The 22843-nt window shown below is 36.8% G+C and carries 18 protein-coding genes; 6 read left to right on the forward strand and 12 right to left on the reverse strand.

Annotated features, from left to right (window positions below):
* Positions 1-14 precede the first annotated feature (14 nt).
* Together ODE14_RS08075 and ODE14_RS08080 are read right to left on the reverse strand one after the other, a co-directional pair.
* Entirely contained in the window at positions 15-608 is a 594-nt protein-coding gene (locus ODE14_RS08075) for a hypothetical protein (protein ID WP_248392179.1), read from the reverse strand.
* 14 nt (positions 609-622) lie between these two features.
* On the reverse strand, positions 623-1126 hold the full coding sequence (locus tag ODE14_RS08080; RefSeq protein ID WP_263603667.1) for an RNA polymerase sigma factor: 504 nt from the start codon (positions 1124-1126) through the stop codon (positions 623-625).
* Between the two features lie 269 nt (positions 1127-1395).
* Here ODE14_RS08080 and ODE14_RS08085 point away from each other — a divergent pair, with 269 nt between their 5' ends.
* A complete protein-coding gene (locus ODE14_RS08085) occupies positions 1396-2226 on the forward strand; it encodes an alpha/beta fold hydrolase (RefSeq protein ID WP_263603668.1) in 831 nt (276 codons plus the stop codon).
* A gap of 401 nt (positions 2227-2627) precedes the next feature.
* Here the strand turns inward: ODE14_RS08085 and ODE14_RS08090 are convergent, their stop codons facing one another.
* From ODE14_RS08090 to ODE14_RS08100, 3 genes are all read right to left on the reverse strand, one after another.
* Positions 2628-4256: an NADP-dependent glyceraldehyde-3-phosphate dehydrogenase gene (locus tag ODE14_RS08090; RefSeq protein ID WP_263603669.1), complete on the reverse strand. Its 1629-nt coding sequence runs from the start codon at positions 4254-4256 to the stop codon at positions 2628-2630.
* A gap of 270 nt (positions 4257-4526) precedes the next feature.
* Positions 4527-5120, reverse strand: coding sequence for a TonB-dependent receptor (locus ODE14_RS08095; RefSeq protein ID WP_263603670.1), 594 nt, complete (start codon positions 5118-5120; stop codon positions 4527-4529).
* 121 nt (positions 5121-5241) lie between these two features.
* Positions 5242-5952, reverse strand: a complete 711-nt coding sequence (locus tag ODE14_RS08100) for a DUF6261 family protein (RefSeq protein WP_263603671.1) — start codon at positions 5950-5952, stop codon at positions 5242-5244.
* A 408-nt stretch (positions 5953-6360) separates the two neighbouring features.
* Between ODE14_RS08100 and ODE14_RS08105 the strand changes: the two genes are divergently transcribed.
* The 4 genes from ODE14_RS08105 (at position 6361) to ODE14_RS08120 (ending at position 10346) form a co-directional block, all read left to right on the forward strand.
* Positions 6361-6849, forward strand: a complete 489-nt coding sequence (locus ODE14_RS08105; protein ID WP_263603672.1) for a hypothetical protein — start codon at positions 6361-6363, stop codon at positions 6847-6849.
* A gap of 4 nt (positions 6850-6853) precedes the next feature.
* Positions 6854-7873, forward strand: coding sequence for a hypothetical protein (locus tag ODE14_RS08110; protein ID WP_263603673.1), 1020 nt, complete (start codon positions 6854-6856; stop codon positions 7871-7873).
* Positions 7874-8832: 959 nt separating this feature from the next.
* Positions 8833-9477, forward strand: a complete 645-nt coding sequence (locus ODE14_RS08115) for a hypothetical protein (protein ID WP_263603674.1) — start codon at positions 8833-8835, stop codon at positions 9475-9477.
* Positions 9478-9563: 86 nt separating this feature from the next.
* The gene (locus tag ODE14_RS08120) at positions 9564-10346 is read left to right on the forward strand and encodes a hypothetical protein (protein ID WP_263603675.1); all 783 of its coding nucleotides are present in this window, start codon (positions 9564-9566) and stop codon (positions 10344-10346) included.
* 224 nt (positions 10347-10570) lie between these two features.
* Here ODE14_RS08120 and ODE14_RS08125 read toward each other — a convergent pair whose 3' ends face one another.
* Positions 10571-11032, reverse strand: a complete 462-nt coding sequence (locus tag ODE14_RS08125) for a hypothetical protein (protein WP_263603676.1) — start codon at positions 11030-11032, stop codon at positions 10571-10573.
* A 709-nt stretch (positions 11033-11741) separates the two neighbouring features.
* Here ODE14_RS08125 and ODE14_RS08130 point away from each other — a divergent pair.
* A complete protein-coding gene (locus ODE14_RS08130) occupies positions 11742-12377 on the forward strand; it encodes a hypothetical protein (protein WP_263603677.1) in 636 nt (211 codons plus the stop codon).
* A gap of 420 nt (positions 12378-12797) precedes the next feature.
* Here ODE14_RS08130 and ODE14_RS08135 read toward each other — a convergent pair whose 3' ends face one another.
* From ODE14_RS08135 to ODE14_RS08160, 6 genes are all read right to left on the reverse strand, one after another.
* A complete protein-coding gene (locus ODE14_RS08135; RefSeq protein ID WP_263603678.1) occupies positions 12798-14783 on the reverse strand; it encodes a urocanate hydratase in 1986 nt (661 codons plus the stop codon).
* A 1-nt stretch (position 14784) separates the two neighbouring features.
* Positions 14785-15429, reverse strand: coding sequence for a hypothetical protein (locus tag ODE14_RS08140; protein WP_263603679.1), 645 nt, complete (start codon positions 15427-15429; stop codon positions 14785-14787).
* An 821-nt stretch (positions 15430-16250) separates the two neighbouring features.
* Positions 16251-20450, reverse strand: a complete 4200-nt coding sequence (locus ODE14_RS08145) for a T9SS type B sorting domain-containing protein (protein WP_263603680.1) — start codon at positions 20448-20450, stop codon at positions 16251-16253.
* Positions 20451-20647: 197 nt separating this feature from the next.
* Entirely contained in the window at positions 20648-20938 is a 291-nt protein-coding gene (locus ODE14_RS08150) for a hypothetical protein (RefSeq protein ID WP_263603681.1), read from the reverse strand.
* 128 nt (positions 20939-21066) lie between these two features.
* A complete protein-coding gene (locus tag ODE14_RS08155; RefSeq protein ID WP_248392147.1) occupies positions 21067-22137 on the reverse strand; it encodes a 2-hydroxyacid dehydrogenase in 1071 nt (356 codons plus the stop codon).
* Positions 22138-22167: 30 nt separating this feature from the next.
* Complete coding sequence (locus tag ODE14_RS08160; RefSeq protein WP_263603682.1) at positions 22168-22821, reverse strand: protein-L-isoaspartate(D-aspartate) O-methyltransferase; 654 nt, start codon at positions 22819-22821, stop codon at positions 22168-22170.
* Positions 22822-22843: the final 22 nt, after the last annotated feature.

Here is a 22843-nt window from a genome sequence, read left to right on the forward strand (position 1 = left end):
GCCCGCCGAAACTGCTAGGTAAGCTCGTTGACAAGAGATTCAATCTGCCGGATGTGTTTCCCGTATAGTCGGCTAAACCACCATTTACCGATAAAAAACAGCAAAGGCATCACGATAAGAATACTGCCGATAAGAATGCCGGCGATTTTCAGATGGGAAAGGGGCACCGGCCTTGGAATAAACTCAAGGACAATAATAATTTCGCACACTAAAAACGGGACAAAACAAAGATAGAAAGAAAGATAATACTGCTTATTGAGATCAAACTGGTGAAGCAGGTCTTTCAGGCTGTCGTAGGTCTTCATCATCGGGCTGCTCATATTGTTATACAGTTTAAAAAACTGACTGAAAAAAAAGAAAGTCACGAAAACCATCGAAGCAATAAGAATGGTAATATAAAATTTAAACTTAAAAGGGCCGGAAGATAAAGCGATCACAGTGAACGCAAAAATAAAAATCCCTATCGTAGACCAGAATTCCATGCGCATATTGCTTCGGATTTTTTCAAGAGGAAGATTAATTTTATTCTTCTGCTCCATGCTGATTCCCGGTGTTCCGTCAAAAGAATCGTCCTGATTCCATGTATTTTTTAATTCATCTATATTCATGACATTTGATTTTACTATTGTGATTTATTAGAGTTTAAAATATCTTTAAGTTTGTTTTTAGCACGGTTCATCTTTACCCGCACATTTCCTTCAGAGATTCCCATCTGTTCGGCAATTTCTTTTCCTGAAAAATCTTCTAGATAATAGAAAATAAAGGCTTTGTCGATAGAATTCAGCTGGTTGATGGCTTTGTACATATCACTCAGCTTTTCTTCTTTTTCATTATTAAATTCTTCATGGGCAATTTTATATTCGGTGTAAGATCCGCCGCTGATAAAACTTCTTTTTTTCTCATTCTTAAGAAAAATAATGGCGGTATTAAGAGCGATACGATACAGCCAGGTAGAAAATTCACTCTGTCCTCTAAAATTAGGATATGCCTTCCAGACCTGATAGGTAATTTCCTGAAAAAGATCGTCCCGGTCGTCCTTATCGTCCATGTACATTTTAGAAATCTTGAAAATGATTCCTTTATGTTTTTCAATTTTATCTAAAAAATCCTGTTCTGTTGAGGCCATAATTTCTTACTCTCTGTGAGGTTAGTTATCTTCCTTAAAAAATGTTACAATAAATACCATTTTTTTAATAATTCCGGGTAAAAAATGACTAACCTGAGTTTAACTAATTTATACAAATGATGCAAAAATTTAAATTATTATTTAAAAAAAAGAATTTTTCACAACTAAATAGATCAGTTCTGTTCAATTAATAAAACTGACAATAAAAGTATTATTTGATTTTATGGCTTAATATTTGTGATTCCTGAGTAACACCAAAAAATATAAATATGCCTTTTATTACAAAACAGGACGATCAAAACGTCCAGCTTTATTATGAAGATTTGGGATCCGGACAGCCCATCATTTTGATTCACGGATGGCCGCTGAGCGGAAAATCATGGGAAATGCAGATTCCTGTTCTTCTCAATCTAGGATACCGCGTTATTTCTTATGATAGAAAAGGTTTTGGGAAATCATCCCCAAGCCTTGATGGCTATGATTACGACGGATTGGCAAAAGATCTCCATGAAATTATCACACAGCTCGAACTTAAAAATGTGATCCTTTTCGGATTCTCAATGGGTGGCGGCGAAGTAGTGCGTTACCTTACCAATTACGGAACCGAAAACATCGATAAAGTAGCATTAATTTCATCCATCATTCCGCTGGTAAAAAAGAAAGATGATAATCCGGATGGTGTGCCGCAGGAAAAACTGGATGAGATTATGAATGCTTTAAAAACAGATCGCATTACGTTCCTGGAATCATTCCACAAAGATTTTTACAATGTCGGACTCCTCTCAAAAACAGTCAGCCAAAAACAGCTAGACTATGATTGGGCCATTGCTTCATTCGCCAATCCTATCGCGACGATCAAATGTGCAGAAAGCTGGGCCAATACGGATTTCCGTCCCGAATTGAAAAACGTAACGGTAAAAACACTCATCGTACATGGAGATTCAGACAATATCGTTCCTATTGACACTGCAGGAAAACAGGCTGCTCAGGGAATTATCAACAACGATTTCATGATCATAGAAGGAGCGCCGCATGGTCTTAATGTAACCCACGCGGAAGAACTGAACGGTATTATCAGCAGATTCCTTACGTCACAATAACAATTCTCTTCAATATATGTTTTGATTTCATTTAATCAAAATTCGCAGCACCAAAGGTGCTGCGAATTTATTTTATATTATAAACTACATAATTTTTCAGCAATTCCCCTCCTTTGGAGGGTTGGCGGAAATTCAAAGAATTTACGACGGGGTGATTTAAAACGCTCTTCACAATTATTCACCATATCATTAAAACAAGCATTCATTGCTTCAACAAATCCCTCCTTGTGTCATCCGGTAAGAATTTAAACCAATTAATAAAATGCACAATAAATCAGTGTTGAGATGCTTTAACTCCGTCGAACCTAAAGGTTTCAGCATGACAAGCTAATGAATAGAAAAGATTCTTCACGCCGCTCCACTCTGCTCAGAATGACAATAGCCCATCCTTTATTTACAATCTAAAAAATATAATCCGTACTCAGGAAATTAGAATCATGATCCCGTACAATTGTATTCAGAAGGTTTTTATTAGATTCCGTTACTTTCGCGGCCACCAAAGAGCGGATTGAGAATGAACGCAATGCATCAAAAACCGAAAGCGTACCTTCAGCACTGTCTTTTCTTCCCGTGAAAGGAAAAACATCCGGACCACGCTGTGCCTGACAATTGATATTCACCCGGCTTACGAGATTAACAAACGGATCAATCAGTTTCGATACTTCCATTGGGTCTTCACTGAAAATGCTTACCTGCATCCCGTGATCCGCATTCACCTGGTAATCGATCGGTTCATCAATGCTCTCAAAAGGAACCACCGGAATTACCGGACCAAACTGTTCTTCATGGTAAAGCTTCATATCGCTGTTAACAGGATAAACAACGGCCGGAAAAAAGAAAGATTCTTCACCGAAACCACCGTTTTCATTGAGAACTTTTGCTCCTTTCGACTTCGCATCTTCAATACATTCTTTCAGATAAGGTGGTTTATTCACTTCAGGGAGCGGTGTTATTTTAACATCTTTTTCCCACGGCAGCCCCGGTTTCATGGCAGCAACAGCAGCCGTAAGCTTTTGGGTAAATTCTTCAGCAACATCTTTCTGCACAAAGATCAGCTTAAGAGCTGTACAACGCTGACCGTTAAAAGATAACGACCCCAGGATACATTCGCTTACCGCAACATCCAGATTTGCATTTTTAGTAACAATGGCAGCATTTTTTGCATCCAGGCTCAAAATAGCACGTAAACGATTAACCTTTGGATGAAGCTTTTTCAGACCATTGGCTACTTTACTGGAACCGATAAAAGCCAGTACATTTACCTTTCCGCTTTCCATGATCGGGGTAATGATCTCAGCACCTTTTCCATACAGCGTATTGACCGTTCCTTTAGGAAATGCTTCCTTAAATGCTTTTAACAGCGGATAATGTGCCAGAACACCATGTTTGGGAAGTTTAAACAAAATCGTATTTCCCATAATCAGTGCAGGAATAAGTGTGGTAAATATTTCATTTAAAGGATAATTGAACGGTCCCATGCTTAACACTACGCCGAGAGGAGCTCTTCTGATCTGTGCAATTGTACCTTCTTCCTGCTGGAAACGGGACGACTCGCGGTCAAGATCTTTCAGCGCATCAATAGTCTGGTTGATATAATCTACCGTTCTGTCAAACTCTTTTGTAGAATCGGCCAGTGTTTTTCCGATCTCCCACATCAGCAGCCTGATGATCAGATCACGTTGCTGGATCATAAGGTATACAAACTTTTGCATACATTTAATTCTCCCTTCCACAGACATCGTTGGCCACTCTCCCAGCCCGTTGTTGTAGGCTTTTACGCAGGCATCCAGCACTTCCATTGCTTCTTTCGGTCCGATATTGGGAACGCTTCCCAACAGCTTTCGCTGCAGTCCGTTTTCCGTAGGAATGCAGACCGGCGAATAGATTTCCTGTACATCTCCGCTCCACACCACCAGTTCTCCATTCAGGAGATATTCGCGCTGATGGATTTCGGGAACTTTATATTCTTCCGGAATTTCGTTGTAGGATTTGAATATTTCGTGAAATGAAGGAGTGTTTGATGATTCCATAGATCTTTTTTATTGTATTATTATTTAGTGATATTATTTGAATAGAATAAAGGTAGACCTAAAAATTGATTTTAAAAAGAGCGAATTAATAGATTTGCTCTATTTGAAATAAATGTCATTCTGACGAAGGAAGAATCTAATCACCACGATAAATACTCAATCATCCGTGCAAATCCGAGAAATCTGCGGTTAAAAAAGATTCTTCAACACCGCTTCGCTCTGTTCAGAATGACAACAACCAACAAAAACAATTATTTTATTGTTTTAAAATCATTGTTTTACCTTCGTGGTCACAACAATAGCTCCGTTCTTCGCTTTCCTGCCATAAGCCGCAATTGCTTCTTCTCCTCTCACGACCCGGATGTTCTCAATCATCTTCGGATCAATATTTCTGAATTTCTTTTCGTTCATTCTTTTCCCATCAACCACATACAGCGGAAGATTAGTTCTGATGCTTACCGTTTGTAGCCCTCCTACCACCATATTCACGCGTTTAACGGAATCCTTTATGACCACCGACTCTACATTTCCTTTCGTTGTCTCTTTCAGTATACTGTCTTTCTTAGGTTCGCATTGCTGGGCTTTAACAGCCGTAAATCCTCCGGCGGTCAGGATAAAGCCCACCGCAAACTTTGCAAACAGTGTGTTGATATAGGAAAACTGCAGGTCGCGGTTGAGCTGTGACGTTTTAAAACGGCCGCAGATATCTTCAGAATTTTGCGAAAAGGCATCAACAATTCCTTCATCCGGAACGGCGGTAAAATCTTTTACGGTTTTTACACATACAGAGCAGAATCTTCCCTGTTCAGCGGGAGCCATCTGATCCCAGTTTTCATGACATGGTGTCGGTATCGTTAATTTCATAGCAGATCTTTTTTTATAAAGATGCAGTATCCATTAAAAAGGTTGGAAATGGTAACATTTATTCCCATAATTCTTCCGTACAAATCATAAAAAAACTCAGCGGGGTGCTGAGTTAATTCCATTATTCGTTCTTAGGCTGATCGTTTTCTTTGTCTTTTTCGGATGAAGAATTTTTGGCCGCTTTTACCAGTTCGTTCACATCGCTGTAGAAGAGCTCCCATCCCGATACTTCCTTCATGCCCGTGAGCAAATTGAAATACGATTTCAGATTTTTCTCAAGATCCTTACGGATGGCCGATGCGCTGGACATCTGCCGGAGATCTGCATTCGCTTCCGCCTGATCGGCAAAGATCAGTTCAAAAGCGTCATGCTTGGTTTTCATCTCGTTTAATGCTGCATCCAGGGAAAGTGCGGTGACTTTCTTTTTGTTTTCAGGACGTTCCAGCTCCTCAATCAGCTTTTTCATCTGGGCGGTCTGGGATGAATAACTCAGCCGGTCCAGATCCAGTCCGAACTGCTTGAATACCTGGTACAGATCTTCGGCCAGCTGATAATTAACCGCCGTGGAAAGCTTGCGGTAACCGTTCAGAAATGCTTTGAGGTTTTTGTACGCAAGATCCCGTTCATAATCGGCGGTAGCAACATCTGTTCCTTTTCCGCTGTAGATCTGCTTGGTATACACCTCATCGTACGCTGCATAAGAAGTCTGTATCGCTGATACAAGAGGATGGTTGGAAATAACAGGGTATTTTCCCGATTGGGCATTCGAAATAATTCGCTGGGCAAGAGTAGCCAGATCTTTGGTACTCAATTTAGTAAGAGCAATTTTCATTTGTGTTAATTTTTAGATCACTGTTCCAAATATATAAAAAAGTTGTTAGGTTACAAACAACTTGTTGGAAACCTCCGGAGTCCTCCAGAAGTTCCCCGCACTTTGCGCAAGACCAAAGAAGTCCTCCGGAGGTTTCCCGCAACTTGCAGGAGACCTCCGGAGATGTACGGAAGAGTCCCGCAGACTGTTGGAGACTTCCGGAGGTGTACGGAGGTTTGCTTCAGGGTTGTTTTAAATTACGTAGAAATACGGAATGGAATGTGGTGGTGGTTTTTTATTTTTAACGGCTATTTGTTTGATAAATAAACAAGAAATTATGCTGCTACGGGAAACCGTAATGATAACATAACAAAGTTTTATACATTTGATTATAAACTTGTTAAACCAAAATGAATTAAAAGAATTTTTATGAATGATTTTTTAAATAAACTTTCCTCATATAACCTTTTTAATAATCTACTTCCTGGAATTTTGTTTGTAGTTTTATTAAATTCCTTTACTGAATATCAAATAAAACAAGATAATATTCTACTCTCGGCATTTTTGTATTATTTCATAGGTCTAACAATAAGTAGGATATCGTCTGTTATTGTTGAACCATTACTAAAAAGTATAAAATTTGTAAAATTTAGGGACTACAAAAAATTTGTTGATGCATATAGGAAAGAAAATAAATTAGAAATTCTTGTTGAAACTAACAATAAGTTTCGAGCTATATTTACTCTTATTATATTAATTATTAGCTCAAAGCTATTTTATTTCTTTGATTTAGAGTACTTAAACCTAAATACTAATATTCAAAAATATCTACTATTAATTTTTATTGCAATGATTTATTTATTTGCATATAGAAAACAAACAAATTATATAGTAAAAAGAATTGATGCTAATACTTAAAAATATGGATTTTGTTATAGATTTTTTATACGTCGGTGACGGAGATGGAATAATAATATGGGGAAGAAACCCAGAGAGATCTGATTTTGTTTTCTTTTTAGATGGAGGAAGTACAGAATTTGGGTCTAAAGCTGTAGAACATTATAGAAAATGGATAAAGCCACACTTATATGTTAACAGAACAATCGGATTTATAAATAGTCATCCTCACGCCGACCACATAAACGGTTTGATCGAAATCGTAAAAGAAATAGGAAACGAGATAACTTGGGGAATATATAATGATCCTGTAAAATTTATATCAGATGAATTAAGGCATAATATTAAACAGTCCGCATTAAGGAAAGAAGATGCGGACATTGAACATTTATATAAATCATTTCAAAAAATACAAGAATTAAACGAATTATGCGAGCAGCATAATATTAAAAAAATAGAAGCTTTATCCGATTCATTCAATTATGATGAAATCAAAATTATATCACCTTCACGAAATTTTTATACCGAAAAAGTTCAATTATTTACAAATATTGATTTTCTTAAAAGAGTTAATTACCAAAAATCATTTAGTCAAATCAATGAATTTCTTGAATTATCGAAGCCTTGTGATATCGTTGATGAAAAAAATGATACTTCACCAGAAAATCTTTCAGCGACAGTAATCCAACTTACTGATAGTAAAGGTCGAAATTATATACTTACAAGTGATGCAGGTGTTGAATCATTTGATGATATGGAAAAAAATGGTTTTCAATGTGAAAATCTAAATATTGTTCAGTTACCACATCATGGCAGTAGAAGAAATATCAGCACTGATTGGATAGCTAAGTTTTCGCCAAATATGTTTATAATATCAGCAGAAGGAAATGAAAAACATCCAAGAAAAGCAGTTATTAGTTGTATTAAAAAAAATGTTCCTAACTGTAATATTTTTAGTACTCATAAAAATAAAGAAACTTTATCATATACAACTAATAAAGCTATCTTTCCACAGAGAGGTTGGGGAAGCGCTGAACCACTATAATCGATATTACCAAAATTCATACTATATATAGATTTATCCAAATATAAGCCCATAATGCTCATCTAATAAATTGACTTTTAAATCATAGAAAACTCTATTTTGTATACATTTGAAGTTTTTATAGTGCATATAATAAATCTCATCAAAATAATATTTATGGAATATAATATCAAATTTGATTATGAAAAAGTTGTTTATAATTCAATCAGTAAAATTAAAAGCTTTCAGTCTGAAAAAGTATTTAAAATAATTAATGATGCTAAAAATATCGAAGTTTTTTGTACAGTTGAAAAAATAATGGTGATGACTTTTTTAAATGTAAAATATTTTTAGATAGTCCTATCTTTGATATACAAGAATTAAAAGAAATTTTATTTGATAATAATCAATCCTTAGTTTTACTCAAACTAGCACAAATATTTACAATAGATTATGATTCAATTATTGCTGCTAAAAGCTCATTTAATGTACCACAAATCTTTACAATTCATCTAAAAAAATTTCATTCTGGATCAATAGAAGATTTTGATAATAAGCTTCACCGATTAATAATACCAATACAAAAAGATCTTGATTTTGATGTATTTTCTAGAAAACGTGCAAAAGTTGAATCTGTTATTTCTTCAAATTTAATTGAAGCAAAAATTGATGAAAATGAATATCATATATATACACATTCTGATAGTGATAAAAATGAATCTTTTTTTATTATCGAGGGACAGCAGAAACAGCCTTTTTCTAATTTTAGAAAATCTTGTGAAGCAATAATTAATGCATATGCATTTACAGCAGGACCTCTTATTCAGCATGAAAATTTTTATCAAAGTTCTGATGATTTTGAATTCAAGGAAATTGAAAATATTTTCTTCGAAAAAAAACATTCCAATCTTTTAGTCAAAAGACCTGTTATTAATCCTTTAGATTTCAAAAGATATATACAGGAATTAGGAGACAGTAATATGGAACAATATGAAAAATTTTCTAATCCTTTTTCTTACGACATATTTTCTAATTTATGTACTTCAATTAAAAACAATAATGTATTTTCCAGATGCTGTAAATTAATTATAGAAGCTAATAATACAAAACAATATTTATTAAAAGCTGGAATTTTATCAATTGCACTAGAAACGATAACAACACTAGTTTATGAAGACAATAAAGAAAAAATTAAACCAATTTCGGACAAACAAATTGCTAAAAACCTAAGACAGAGTTTACTAAATGAGCTTTGTAAATACAAAGAAGATATTTCTGAAGAAGCTACTAAAATCCTTACATCAAAAATTAATGAAATTAATAGCCCAACAAATTCAAAAAAATTAGCATTTCCATTCGAATATTATGGTATAACTTTGAATGAGGTTGAAAAAGAAATCTTAAATCATAGAAATAAATTCCTACATGGAACTTCCCCATTTGAGGAAAATTTACTTGAACAGAAAGAAACTGAACTAATTATTATTGTAAGCCATTTACTTTTTATGGTTAACACTCTAATTTTAAAATATATTAATTATACTGGACATATAACACACTACCCTTCAATAGTTGAATATAAGTTTAATCTCCCAATATCAGATAAATTTTATAGAATAATTTAAAACAAAAACCTGCTTTTGGCAGGTTTTTCCATTAATAACACTGTGAAATTTTTATATTTGAACAATAATCTTGAAGGATAAGCAACATGGCCAACAGAATACAAAAAATTGAAAATAATGTGCAGGACATCCATTCTGTCGCCTGGAAAAAACTTTGCGAATATATTGATAAAGTTGCCCAAGAAGAAAGAGAAGAGTTTTCGCCGTTAGAGGAACTTGGACAGGAATTGTTCTCTCAAATTTATACCCTTCCTGAAACTATTTCAAAACTGAAAAAAGTAAAAAAAGTTTGGCTGTATGGAAGTAATTTAAAACGTATTCCGCCGGAAATCGGGCAAATGGAATCGTTGGAATATTTCGACCCTTATACTTCTTATCAATTACATTGGTTTCCTTATGAAATCACCCGCTGCAAAAACCTAAAAGACAGCAGAGTTAGTACAAGAGCATTGTATGGCAATTACAAAAACAGAATGGTTTTTCCGGATCTCAGTAATAATCCTATACGTTATTCGGGTGATACCGTACAATGCAGCATTTGTAGCAAAGCGATGAGCTATGAAGAAACCAATCAGGTATGGATTTCACTAACAGTAGGAACCGATGTATTGCCGTTATTAGCAAATGTATGTTCAACCCAATGCCGGGAAAGATTGCCCCAACCGCCGGAGGGTTATATTCAATTTCCACACAAAGGAGGTTCAGCAGTAAAGCAGCTGCCGGATGAAGATGAAATGTTTGAATTGGAAATGATAAAACAGGACAGAGAAAGTAACATCCCAACAGAATCCGTTACAGAAGATGATAAAGCCTCCGGAAACGAAGTGCCGGTACTGCTAAAGCTGATTAGGAAATTGTGGGAGAAATAAAACAAAACCTGCCAACAGCAGATTTTCTTATTTTTAAACTTTGTCAAAGATCGTAACTTTGACAAAGCGGGGTTATCATAAGAAAGTCGCTCCGTCAGTTCGAGTGTTTTTCGAAGCGTAGCGGAGAAAAATGTATCGAGAGCCAGTGAATGAAAAGACTTTAGCAGTAGCTTCTCGATACGCTTTTGCAAAGCTACTCGAAGTGACGGAACGCTTATTTAACATTAATTTTCTATAACTTCTATATTGTAACATAAAAAAGCGAGCATCACTAATGCATGCTTGAAGTCAGGGTCTGCAATCTCCATGTGATATTTCCGGGTAAAAAACAGATTTTTGAATTTCACAGACATCAGCAGCCTGTCATCCCGCTGATTCAGCAAATGGGTAGAAGTATGCCACCACCCTTCTGTTTTAAAGTCATAAATTTCAGTATGTGAATCACCGTAATAGAACATCCTGTTTTTTGAATGATCGATCATTACCCTCACCTTTCCGCTATCATCAAGGAATTTCACCGGATTTCCAAACAAACCGGAGTACTTCACTTGATAAAGCTGATGGTTTATTTTTACTCGTATATTCTTTCTTATCAGATAATCGAAAAGAACTTCACCAACAAGAACTTGATGGTCATCAAACAGCTGATACGAAGTTTTTGTTCTGTTAATTGTATATATTTTCATGTAATAAATACCACTGCTTCAATTTACATTTCCGTCAGTTTGGGTTTATGATGTAATCCTATGTATTGAGAACTTCACCGACTTCTCGATACGCTTTTGCAAAGCTACTCGAAGTGACGACTTTCCCTGCAAAGAAATAACGGCTTCCGTCAGTTCGAGTGTTTTTCGCAGCGCAGCGCAGAAAAATGTATCGAGAACGCATCATCAACCTCTCGATACGCTTTGCAAAGCTACTCGAAGTGACGACTTTCCCTGCAAAGAAATAACGGCTTCCGTCAGTTCGAGTGTTTTTCGAAGCGTAGCGGAGAAAAAATGTATCGAGAACCAGTGAATGAAAAGACTTTAGCAGTAGCTTCTCGATACGATTTCTTCAAAATCTACTCGAAGTGACGACTTTCCCTGCAAAGAAATAACAGCTTCCGTCAGTTCGAGTGTTTTCGCAGCGCAGCGCAGAAAATGTATCGAGAACGTATCACCGACTTCTCGATATGCTTTTGCAAAGCTACTCGAAGTGACGGGATTTTTACCATCTAAAAAGATTTTTATCCTAAAACCCTATATTACCTAAATCTGATTTTTAAGAATCGTTTGTGATCAGGCAACCATTCAACCCTTTTTTCGTCTTGTATATAGAACGTACCATTTTTAAAGATGTGCAACCTTTAACAATAATACGGTCATAGCCTATGTAACAGTAAATTATATGCGTATGAAAAAAGTGATTTATATTTTGGGATTTCTATCAACCTGTAATCTGTTCTTTGCGCAAAAAGATCATATTGCCTTTTTTGCAGGATTAGAATTACAACCTGCCTTTAAAAAATACCTGCCAGCTTTTCAAATGAATGGAAGGATATATGTGAATGACCGTATTTCGTTGGGTGGCGAACTGGCGTATACCCAACAGAATCATTCGGAAGATTTTGGATATCAGGCCAACAGAACCAGATCTTATCATACTACCTTCAACGTCCTTGCCCAAAATGATCTGATCAAAAAAGAAAATTTCTCTTTAAGCGTTTATATTTCTACGGGGATTTATTTTCTAAGCCTGGTAAATCCTGATGAAACATATACGGAAATGTCTTACAATCAAATCAAGGGAGTATGGTTTGTGAATGAATATGAAGTACCACGAAAATTAAGCCGCAATTTGTTTTATAATATACAGCCGGGACTGGATCTTTCTTACAAACTGGGAAATATCACCAAAGAAAAGGTCGGGGTCTATCTTACGTCTAGGATCGGTTATCAGTTTGTAATGGGAAACGGGAGTTTTATCAACGGAACTCAACTGACCAAGCCTGTTTTTTCTTTGGGAATAACGTTTAACGGACCCAAATAGAACGATAGATTAAAAACGGAAAACCTGCTCAAAAGCAGGTTTTTTTTTATATTCCAGTATCAATTATCCTGTTGCAGTCGGATGTATCAAGAGCCTGTCACCCAACTTCTCGATACGCTTTTTCCAAAAGCTACTCGAAGTGACGACTGTCTCTGCAAAGAAGTAACGGCTTCCGTCAGTTCGAGTGTTTTTCGCAGCGCAGAAAAATGTATCGAGAACCACTGATTGAAGACTTTTAGCTTTAACTTCTCGATACGCTTTTGCAAAGCTACTTGATGGGACGACTTTCTTGTTATAGATAAAAACCTGCCTTACAGCAGGTTTTATTATTGTCCGTGATTGCGAGCAAAGCAAAGCAATCCGTTCAAATAATTTTCAACCATTCAACAGATTGCTTCGTCGTTCCTCCTCGCAATGACGTTAGAATAAACTTTCATCCACAAAATTAGGAAGCGTTATTTTGAGTTTCGGTTCTGCTTCCATCGCTCTTTTGATCGCGAAAACGGCCCCTTCATTTCGGGCCCAGCTTCTGCGGGAAATTCCGTTATTAACATCCCAGAACAGCATGGATTTTAATCTTCGGTCGGCATCCTCGCTTCCGTCCAACAGCATTCCGAAACCTCCGTTGATCACTTCGCCCCATCCTACTCCGCCTCCATTGTGAATAGAAACCCAGGTTGCCCCGCGGAAACTGTCACCAATCACATTGTGGATCGCCATATCTGCAGTAAATCTTGATCCGTCATAAATATTGGAAGTCTCCCGATACGGTGAATCCGTTCCCGAAACATCATGGTGATCTCTTCCCAACACTACCGGTCCGATCTCCCCATTGCGAATAGCTTTGTTGAATGCTTCCGCAATCTTCATTCTGCCTTCCGCATCGGCATACAGAATCCTTGCCTGTGATCCCACGACCAGTTTGTTTTCCTGTGCCCCTTTGATCCACTGAATATTATCTTTCATCTGCTGCTGGATTTCCTCCGGAGAATTCTGCTGGATTTCCTCTAAAACGGCGCAGGCAATATCATCCGTTTTCTGAAGATCTTCCGGTTTTCCGCTGGTACAAACCCAACGGAACGGTCCGAAACCGTAATCGAAACACATCGGTCCCATAATATCCTGAACATAAGAAGGGAATTTAAATTCTCTTCCGAGTGTAGGATTTTCTGCCATTACATCGGCTCCTGCTCTGGAAGCTTCCAGTAAGAAAGCATTTCCATAGTCGAAGAAATAGGTTCCTTTGGCGGTATGTTTATTGATCGCTTCTGCGTGTCGTCTCAACGTTTCCTGTACTTTCTCTTTAAATAATTCGGGATTTTCAGCCATCATTTTATTGGATTCTTCAAAGCTCTGCCCCGCAGGATAATAGCCTCCCGCCCACGGATTGTGAAGCGAAGTCTGGTCTGAACCGATATCAATTCTTATATTTTCCTGATCAAATTTTTCCCAAACCTCAACAATATTTCCCAGGTAAGCCAGGGAAACGGTTTCTTTGTTTTCCTGCGCTTTCCTTACTCTGACCACAAGTTCATCCAGGTTTTCATGAATTTCGTTTACCCATTTCTGATCGTGGCGGATTTTAGTGATCTTCGGATTTACTTCCGCGCACACTGTAACACAGCCTGCGATATTTCCTGCTTTCGGCTGTGCACCGCTCATTCCTCCCAATCCTGAGGTTACGAACAGTCCGCCTTTTGGTTGTTTATTAATTTTTCTGAATGCATTCAGTACCGTGATCGTTGTTCCGTGAACAATTCCCTGCGGCCCGATGTACATATAACTTCCCGCTGTCATCTGTCCGTACTGCGTAACGCCTAATGCATTAAACTTTTCCCAATCGTCCGGTTTGGAATAATTCGGGATCATCATTCCGTTGGTTACGACCACTCTCGGTGCATCCTTATGCGAAGGAAACAATCCCATCGGATGCCCGGAATACATGACCAGAGTCTGCTCATCCGTCATTTCGGACAGGTATTTCATCGTTAAAAGATACTGCGCCCAGTTTGAGAAAACCGCTCCGTTTCCGCCATAGGTAATCAGTTCGTGCGGATGCTGCGCCACTGCATAATCCAGGTTGTTCTGAATCATCAGCATGATTGCTTTTGCCTGCTCCGATTTACCGGGATATTCTGAAATTGGCCTTGCCTTCATCTCATAATCCGGACGGAACCGGTACATATAGATTCTTCCATATTTTTCGAGCTCTTCCCTGAATTCAGGCAATAATTCTGCATGAAACTGAGGCTCGAAGTATCGCAAAGCATTCTTCAGGGCAAGTTTTTTTTCTTCTTCCCCTAAAATCTCTTTCCGTTTCGGAGCATGGTTGATATTGGTTTCGTAAGGTTTCGGCTGTGGCAGTTGGCTCGGGATGCCTTGCTGTATCTGTTGTTGAAAAATCATTTTAATTTTTTATTATTTTACCAAATTGAATATATAAATTATATTGTGATAACCTTTTTATCAATTCATTACTTATTACAGGCAGTGGAATAAAATCCTTAACCAAATCATTTTCAGGAATTCCGATTGACAAGAGACCTTGATTTTCGCTTAATAATTTCTGAAAGTTAATTTTGTCAGAATCCATGATATCTAAAAATTCTAAAATTTGATTTTGCAAGAAATTTGGTTTTAACTTGAATGTAAAACTAACTGTTGAAACTGGGGCGCCTTCAATGAATCCATTATCAGGGTAAATATAATCCTGTTTAGAGGAGGGCTTAATTTTGAATAAACTTAATAAGTTATCAATATTCATTGTAGAAATTAACGCCAAATTTAAACTATATTTATTATAATAATGTCCATTAATAACTTCATTTTTTTCTGAGTTTTCTACATTAACTACATAAAATAGATCTTGATCCTTCACCTTAAAAAAAAGTCTAAAAATTCCCCAATTTTTATCCTCTTCAATAGAAAGTATTTTCGGTTTATTATTCTCAAGTTCTAGATCTGAATCAATCTCTAAAATTTCAGAATTCTTATTAATGGCATTTTTAAGTTCATTAAATAATAATTCGGTTGATAATTTATAATCTCCCATTATCAAATATTAATTGAATATTTTAAAGTTTTAAAGATATTCAAAATAAAAAATATGAAGCAAATTACAGATAAAGGAATTAAAAATCTATTCTCCGCATTGACAGAGAGCAAGATAAAATTAATTATAAACATACTGAAATGTATTATGGAATAATTAAAATCTGTATGTTTTCGAATTAAAAAAATAATAAGATAACTTAGGAAATACACCAGATATGTAATAAGAAAAAAGGAAAAATTGTATATCGTATTTCCAAAAATAGTATCAATTTTACTAAAATTTACAGTTCTATTGACTCCAAAATATCCGATTTCAAATCTTGTCGTAGGAAAATTAAAAATGATTACTATTATTATAATCGGAAGAATAAACCATAGAAATAGGTACTTTGTAAAGAGTTTTGTCATCATAAAATATTGATATAAATGTATTACTTAATTATAAACATTAAAAGTTTCTGATCTATCAGTGTTGAATAGAAATTTGATGAGTGGTTAATTCCCCTCCTTTGGAGGGGTGGCAAAAATTCTTCGAATTTTTGACGGGGTGGTCTTATATGGTGAGATTTGTTGATTTGTTTTTGTTATGTTTTTTGACCACCACGTCTTCTCCCGTTGGTCGAATCCACCAATGCCTCTTTCATTTTTATTTATAAATCGGAATCGGCGAATCTCGTTCCTCGATTTCCAAGGGAGGGGAATTTTGTTCGTTAAAATAATTCCACATAGGGAAATTTTTTGAGGGCATGAGGAGTGTTTTTCAAAAATAAAAAAAACCTCACTGAGTATTCAATGAGGTTTGTATTATTTGATTAAGGTTTAATTATTATTCTTTACAAGGATCCAACCGGTGAAGGTTCTGCCGTCCGGAAGGGTAATGACGTACCAATAACTGGAAGTAGGGATTGCACGTCCCTTAATGGTTCCGTCCCAGAAAAACTGCGTGTTTGAACTCTGTTCGAAAACCTGATACTGGTACCGGTCGTAAATTTTAACCGTTGACATCCTGTTTCCGAATACCTGAAGGTCTTTAACAATCCACTGATCATTGATACCGTCTCCGTTCGGGGTAATGGCATTTTTAATATCCAGAACAACGCCCTGCTGTTTTACAATACAATCACTGTTTACGTATTTTACATAGAAAGTAGTAATTCCCGTCGGTAAATTATAAAACGTATTTCCGGCCTGCCATGTTACTCCGTCGATAGAATAAAGGATTGTCTGCAGACCTGTGGCATAAACAACTGCCGTATTTCCGTTGAACTCCAGTTTTTCTATTACGGGAACATCAAAATGCTTGACTTCAAATGTATCGGTGAAAGTACATCCGTTTTGGGCTGTAACAGTAAGTGTATAGTTTCCTAATACAGTAATCCCGGTTATCGTATCTGTTGTTGAGATAATCTGTCCTGCCGGATTGGTCCACACATAGCTGGTGATGGTATATCCTTCAATATGTACTGTATAATCCAAAGAACCTTCCGGACAGAAATAAAGAGTAGGAATATCGAACACCGGAGTTGGTTTCAATGAAAGATTAATCTGTACAACATTCGGACAAGAGCCTGGAACACTTATTTTTACATATATGATATTGGAACCTGCACCCTGAATGTAATTAAAGGCTGAAGGTGATGTAATCGCATTCGTCCCATTATTAAGATCAGCCAGAGAAGGATAATACGTGAAAGTAACATTCGCTCCTGTATAGATCTGGTTCTGGAATTGGGTGAGATCAATGCTTTCCGTTCCGTTATTTCCTATGTCGCAGACCGCAATCTGGAAAGGTCCGGGATTCTGTAAAACAAGTTTGTTTCCAAAATTGAAATTAACAGATGCAATATCGTCACAGCCAGGAATATTCTGAACTTTTACCCACAGCTGAGCAGGAAAAGGATTCGCTGTAAAATTTCCGGGATTGGCAATCGCATTCGTTCCGTTCTCCGCATCCTGCTGGGTAAGATAAAAAGAGAATGAATTGGCAGGATTTGGAATATCAACCATGAGATTCGTAAAATTCAGCAGATTTACTTCATAGTTTCCATCTAAATTTTCATCACAGACTGTTATCGTTGAATTAATGGCTTTAGGCGGAAAATAGGTTTTAAGCTGAATAGGAGCCACTGAATAACATCCGGTAGTCTGCGACTGAAATCTTGCCCACACCTGAACGGAAGAAACAGTTGTTGTAACCGCCGGCCCGATCTGATTGGCTGAATTTCCTGCATTAGCCTGAGCTGCTATATTGTAATAAGTAATTGTTATTGATGACAACGGATAGGTATTCTGTGAAGCTATAAATAACTGAGGAACCGCATCACTGAGCTGGAAGGTTTCATTCAGATTAAATTCTTCGTCACATTTTTCCAGAACGGCAGGATTCAAAACAACCGGCAGTAAAAAAGTGATCTGAATATTGAGTTTTGATACAGAAAAACATTCACTGTTATTGAATTTTACTTTTACATACACTGTTGCATTTCCTGCAGAAACAGGAAACTGCGCAGGATTTGCAATCTGATTGGAGAATACATTGGTAGCAGGGTTATAATTCAGGTAATACGTAAAACTTACATTTGACCCTGAATAAATCTGGGCCTGGGCCTGGGTAAGATTGTAGTTTTCGCTGCCGTCATTGTTATTATCGCAAATCGTATTAAGTGTTAAAGTAACTTCAGGGTTTACTGTAGGTGTTGAAGTCAGACTTAGATTTACCGGATAAATCTGTTCACAATTATAGGATGTTATTTTTACAAAAATCTGCTGGGTTCCGCTCAGGGTAATATTTGTAATCGGATTTGTTCCTGCTATGGCATTTGCAGAAGTCTGATAAAAAATAGTTGTTGCATTCTGATTTCCTATAATTGCCGGAGAAAACTGGGAAAGCTGTACATTTTCCGAATTATCATTATTGAAATCACACACCGTAAATGCAGACTGTACAATTACCGGATGTACAAGATTTACCACCAACGGCCGCACCGTATAACAATCATCAGAATTTTCGAAACGAACAAAATAAGTCTGTGTTACGAGGTTTCCGTCTGTCGTAATCGTCTGGTTGGCACTGATAGGACTAATTCCGGCATTGGCATTTGCTGCTGTGGTATAAAATTCCGTCACGGGAACCGAAGTTGGAGAGACCAGCATTCCAGCAGAAAGTGTATTGAGATCTACTGCAATATCATCCGTGCCGTTAAAACAGATGTAAGCTTTCTTTTCATTAGCAACAATTTTAGTGAAAGTTACATTCATATTTACTGTGGCCACTGCAAAACATCCGTTTGGAATTTCCACCCTTATGAAAATAGTATAAATCCCGCTTTTAATAGTATTTAAAACCGTTCCGGTTCCCGTAAATGCTTCATTATAGGTATTATATGTTTCAAATACAACGCCGGTTTGGGTGGTAATAAGCGGACCAATAACCGTTGAATAATTGAATGGTTCCTGATTATCTGCATTGATATCACAGACCGTATAGGTAAAATTTACAGGGTTATTTAAGTTTACTCCCGGGCTGAGCTGAAAATTTACAGGTCCTAAAATATACGTGCAATTACCCTCCTGCAGCCTTATCCAGAGATTTGTAGCAGCTGTAATATTTACTGTAACAAGGGCATTGGTATTATTCTGGGCATCTGATTGTGACAAATAGTAAGAAATCCCGGTGGTTCCGGGAGGAAAAAGTTCTGTATTAAATGAGGCAACATCGTAGTTGGACTCTATTCCATCATTATTGGTATCACAGATTTCAATTGTATTTTTAAGTAAACTTTTAGAAATAAGATTTAAAGTAAGTACCGCAATCCTGAAACAGGAAGGCGCAGCCGGATTCTGAATTCTGACATATAAAACGGTATTGGCTGTAAGCGTATAATTATTTGGCAGGGGATTCACGTTGTTTTGCGCATCCTGCTGGCTGGTATGAAAGCTAAACTGAAAACCTGCAGGATTCTGCGTTGTAAGATTCCCCTGAAAACTGCTTAACGTAAGATTTACAGAAGTATTTCCACAAAAATTCTGAGTATAGTTTTTTGCAATAGGATAAGTAGGATCAAACGTTACCGGAAAATCATCCGTTAATATAAGATCACTGTTTCCGCAGATATTAAATTTTACGTTGGCTGTAAAGGTATCATTTTGAGTAGGACAAACAGTTGTCTGAACTCCTGTACCGACACTCTGTCCTGCAGAATTTGTCCATGTAACCTCAGGTTCTATGACATTTCCCAGCGGACTGAATTTCCATCCTTCCTGGAGAGCCTGCCATACGCCGGTATTCCGGTTTGCAGGAGATGCGCCTTGTGTTCCGTCGCTGTTGAGAACGCCGATCAAAGCGTTTTCGAATTTTCTTGTAGGACAAGGAGTAGGCTTTTTTTCAACAAAAACTTCGATGATATTGGTTGTTTCGTGCAAAACAATTTGTGAGGAAGATCTGTCGGTACATCCGGACACGCGGCCCTCAAAAAAATTAATGACAAATTTTCTGTAAGGTGCTGTACCGATCGTAGAATAATAAATTTCCGATGCATCTCCTGCAGAAAATACCATATCGTGATACACTCCGAAAATAGAATTTTTAGGAAGATTTGGGCTTGGGTTTGCCCACTGTACATTTGGATAATTGATATTTCCAAGCTGAGCGAGGTCAAATGTCACCATTCCGTTGGATCCTATTACCAGCGATTGAAAATATTGATTGTAGAAGCAAAATTTAAAAGGCAGATCCAGTTTTGCTGCAAAAAGGTCATCATAGTTTGCATTAAGTGATGTTCCCTGATTTATCGGAATCGCGGGACTGTATGGCTCCTGGCTGACCTGATAACTTGCTGTCTGCCTGAGTACGGGATATTCAACACTTAAGGCAATACATCCGTTTGGGTCCAGATTATTATTACAGGTAACATTAAAACTTTCATTTCCGGCGTTATCTTTTACCTTCACATTCACGGGAACCTGTGAAAATGTAAATACGCTTATAGAAACGAACAAAATTTGTAAATATTTCAGCATAATTTAATTATAATTAATCACTGTTTAATGATAAATTTAATAATTAAAACTGTTACATTTTCTTTAGTTATAAATATTTATACTAAATTAATATGTATAACATTTATATAATTTTCTTTCAGCATTAGTTTTGAATTAAAAAATTTAATTATTTCTTACATTCAGGAAATAAAAAAACCTTACCGGTTAAGGCAAGGTTAACGTATCAAGTCGTCGTTTTGTTCTTCGTGATCATCTTCATTATCACTATATCCCCAGTAGCTGTTTTCTTCATCCTCCCCGATATCATCGGTTCCGGCCTGATCATCAGCTCCGGGAATGTCAAGTCCTTTGTCTAATTTATCATCGTCGGAACTTTCATTAAACACTGGTTTTCCATCACCATCTAAAGGGATATGTTCTTCCTGATTAAATATATCTTCATTAGGTTGGTAATCTCTCTGTTCCAATCTTCTTTCCTGTTCCTGTTCGCTGTTTTCGGGTATCATAATATTATATATTTAGTGTTATTACAACATAAACAAAAATAATTCCAAGTCTAAAAACAGGTGGTTTGATTTAGCAATTAAATATTAATATTTGCATATTAAATTTACTAATAATTTAATTAGCTTTTCTATCTTTCTGAATAAATTTCAGGATTGGCCGCAGCAGGCATTTTTTCACCTTTTGAAACGGCAATGAGATTTTCTGCCGCTATTTTTGCCATTCCGTTTCTCGCTTCAACTGTTGCCGAACCGATATGCGGGAGAACACAAACGTTTGACAGTTCCAAAATCGGATCATCTTTGTATATAGGCTCCGGATTGGTTACATCAAGTCCGGCTCCCCAAATTTTATGTTCTGTAAGCGCTGCATAGAGGTCTTTTTGATTGTGAAATCCTCCCCTTGCGGTATTGATAAAAATGGCATTCTCTTTCATTTTCTCAAAAACCGATGCATTGAAAAGTTCCGTCTGTTCGGGTTTAAAATTCGCATGAATACTTAGTACATCCGACTGTGAGATGAGTTCTTCGAAGGAAACATATTTTGCATCCAGTTCAGTTTCAGCTTCTTCATTTCTGTGACGATTGTGATATATAATGTCCATATCAAAAGCTGCCTTTGATTTTTTAGCCATTTCATAACCGATTCTTCCCAATCCGAAAATTCCCAGTGTCTTTCCGTAGAGCTCCTGACCAAGTGCATGAAGCGGATCAAAATCTCCCCAGTTTCCTGATTTTACCTTTTCATAATTGTAACTTGCCCTTCTTGCCACCGATTGCATGAGAAGAAATGCAATATCCGAAGTCGCTTTACTTAAGACATCAGGTGTATTTCCTACCGGAATTTTTCTGCGGTCTGCTTCCTGAATATCAACATGATCGAAACCTACTGAATATAAAGCAATTGCTTTCAAATTCGGACATTCATTGAAAAAGTCTTTGTCAAATTTGAATTCAGTTCCAACACTTAAAATCATATCGTGACTCTGGCAATACCCTATCCATTCTTCTCTTGATAGATTATCGTGGTCAGGAATAAAAATTTCAAAACCCGCATCCTTTAGCATATGAATCCCTATTTCCGGAATTTGTTTATTGATAAATACCTTCATTGTAATGTATTGATTTTTTTTAGATGCTGATATTTCATCAAAAAACAAACCACCAAAGAAAAGTCCCATTAAAATTGATAAATGAGACACACTATTTTAACGCTAAATTTTATTGCAAAACTATAAATTCGTATTGCCGAGCATCGGAACAAATTTGTAAGCCCCGAATTCTTCTTTTTCAAATTCGGTTGGTGAAATTTTGGTAAACCTGTATAAAACCTGTTCATCTGTGGGACCTAAAGGAATCACCATCTTACCGCCAACTTTAAGCTGCTTCAGCAATTCCGTAGGTAAAACGGAAGCCCCGCAGGTCACAATAATTTTATCAAAAGGCGCAAAAGTAGGAAGCCCTGCAAAACCGTCACCAAAACTCTGAAATTTCGGATAAAGACCCATTTCTCGGAATTTCTTTTTGGAAAAATCAAAAAGATCTTTTTGCCTTTCAACGGTGAACACCAAGGCTTTCATGGCCAGTAAAACGGCTGTCTGATAACCACAACCTGTGCCGATTTCCAGTACTTTTTCACCTTCTTTTATTTGTAAAAGTTCGGACTGTTCCGCCACAGTAGAAGGATGAGAAATCGTCTGGTGGGCAAGAATAGGGAAAGCTCTGTCTTCATAGGCAAAATCTTCAAAAATACTTTCTATAAAGAGGTGCCTTGGAACCTCATTCATTGCGGAAAGTACCTTTTCATCCGATATTCCGATCCTGTTCCTGAGATAATCCACCAAAATCTTTCTTTTACCTTTGTGTACAAACGAGTCTTGCGCCATTTAATTTAGTTTATATTTCAGG

Source organism: Chryseobacterium sp. PET-29, assembly GCF_025736815.1.
Classification (GTDB): domain Bacteria; phylum Bacteroidota; class Bacteroidia; order Flavobacteriales; family Weeksellaceae; genus Chryseobacterium; species Chryseobacterium nepalense.

What these genes read in the sequence shown, in the direction of transcription:
- ODE14_RS08110 (WP_263603673.1), top strand. Translation starts at nt 6,854, where the DNA reads ATGGATTTTGTTATAGATTTTTTATACGTCGGTGACGGAGATGGAATA.
- ODE14_RS08135 (WP_263603678.1), bottom strand. Translation starts at nt 14,783, where the DNA reads ATGATTTTTCAACAACAGATACAGCAAGGCATCCCGAGCCAACTGCCA.
- ODE14_RS08090 (WP_263603669.1), bottom strand. Translation starts at nt 4,256, where the DNA reads ATGGAATCATCAAACACTCCTTCATTTCACGAAATATTCAAATCCTAC.
- ODE14_RS08140 (WP_263603679.1), bottom strand. Translation starts at nt 15,429, where the DNA reads ATGGGAGATTATAAATTATCAACCGAATTATTATTTAATGAACTTAAA.
- ODE14_RS08145 (WP_263603680.1), bottom strand. Translation starts at nt 20,450, where the DNA reads ATGCTGAAATATTTACAAATTTTGTTCGTTTCTATAAGCGTATTTACA.
- ODE14_RS08125 (WP_263603676.1), bottom strand. Translation starts at nt 11,032, where the DNA reads ATGAAAATATATACAATTAACAGAACAAAAACTTCGTATCAGCTGTTT.
- ODE14_RS08160 (WP_263603682.1), bottom strand. Translation starts at nt 22,821, where the DNA reads ATGGCGCAAGACTCGTTTGTACACAAAGGTAAAAGAAAGATTTTGGTG.
- ODE14_RS08120 (WP_263603675.1), top strand. Translation starts at nt 9,564, where the DNA reads ATGGCCAACAGAATACAAAAAATTGAAAATAATGTGCAGGACATCCAT.
- ODE14_RS08150 (WP_263603681.1), bottom strand. Translation starts at nt 20,938, where the DNA reads ATGATACCCGAAAACAGCGAACAGGAACAGGAAAGAAGATTGGAACAG.
- ODE14_RS08080 (WP_263603667.1), bottom strand. Translation starts at nt 1,126, where the DNA reads ATGGCCTCAACAGAACAGGATTTTTTAGATAAAATTGAAAAACATAAA.
- ODE14_RS08100 (WP_263603671.1), bottom strand. Translation starts at nt 5,952, where the DNA reads ATGAAAATTGCTCTTACTAAATTGAGTACCAAAGATCTGGCTACTCTT.
- ODE14_RS08130 (WP_263603677.1), top strand. Translation starts at nt 11,742, where the DNA reads ATGAAAAAAGTGATTTATATTTTGGGATTTCTATCAACCTGTAATCTG.
- ODE14_RS08085 (WP_263603668.1), top strand. Translation starts at nt 1,396, where the DNA reads ATGCCTTTTATTACAAAACAGGACGATCAAAACGTCCAGCTTTATTAT.
- ODE14_RS08105 (WP_263603672.1), top strand. Translation starts at nt 6,361, where the DNA reads ATGAATGATTTTTTAAATAAACTTTCCTCATATAACCTTTTTAATAAT.
- ODE14_RS08075 (WP_248392179.1), bottom strand. Translation starts at nt 608, where the DNA reads ATGAATATAGATGAATTAAAAAATACATGGAATCAGGACGATTCTTTT.
- ODE14_RS08115 (WP_263603674.1), top strand. Translation starts at nt 8,833, where the DNA reads ATGGAACAATATGAAAAATTTTCTAATCCTTTTTCTTACGACATATTT.
- ODE14_RS08095 (WP_263603670.1), bottom strand. Translation starts at nt 5,120, where the DNA reads ATGAAATTAACGATACCGACACCATGTCATGAAAACTGGGATCAGATG.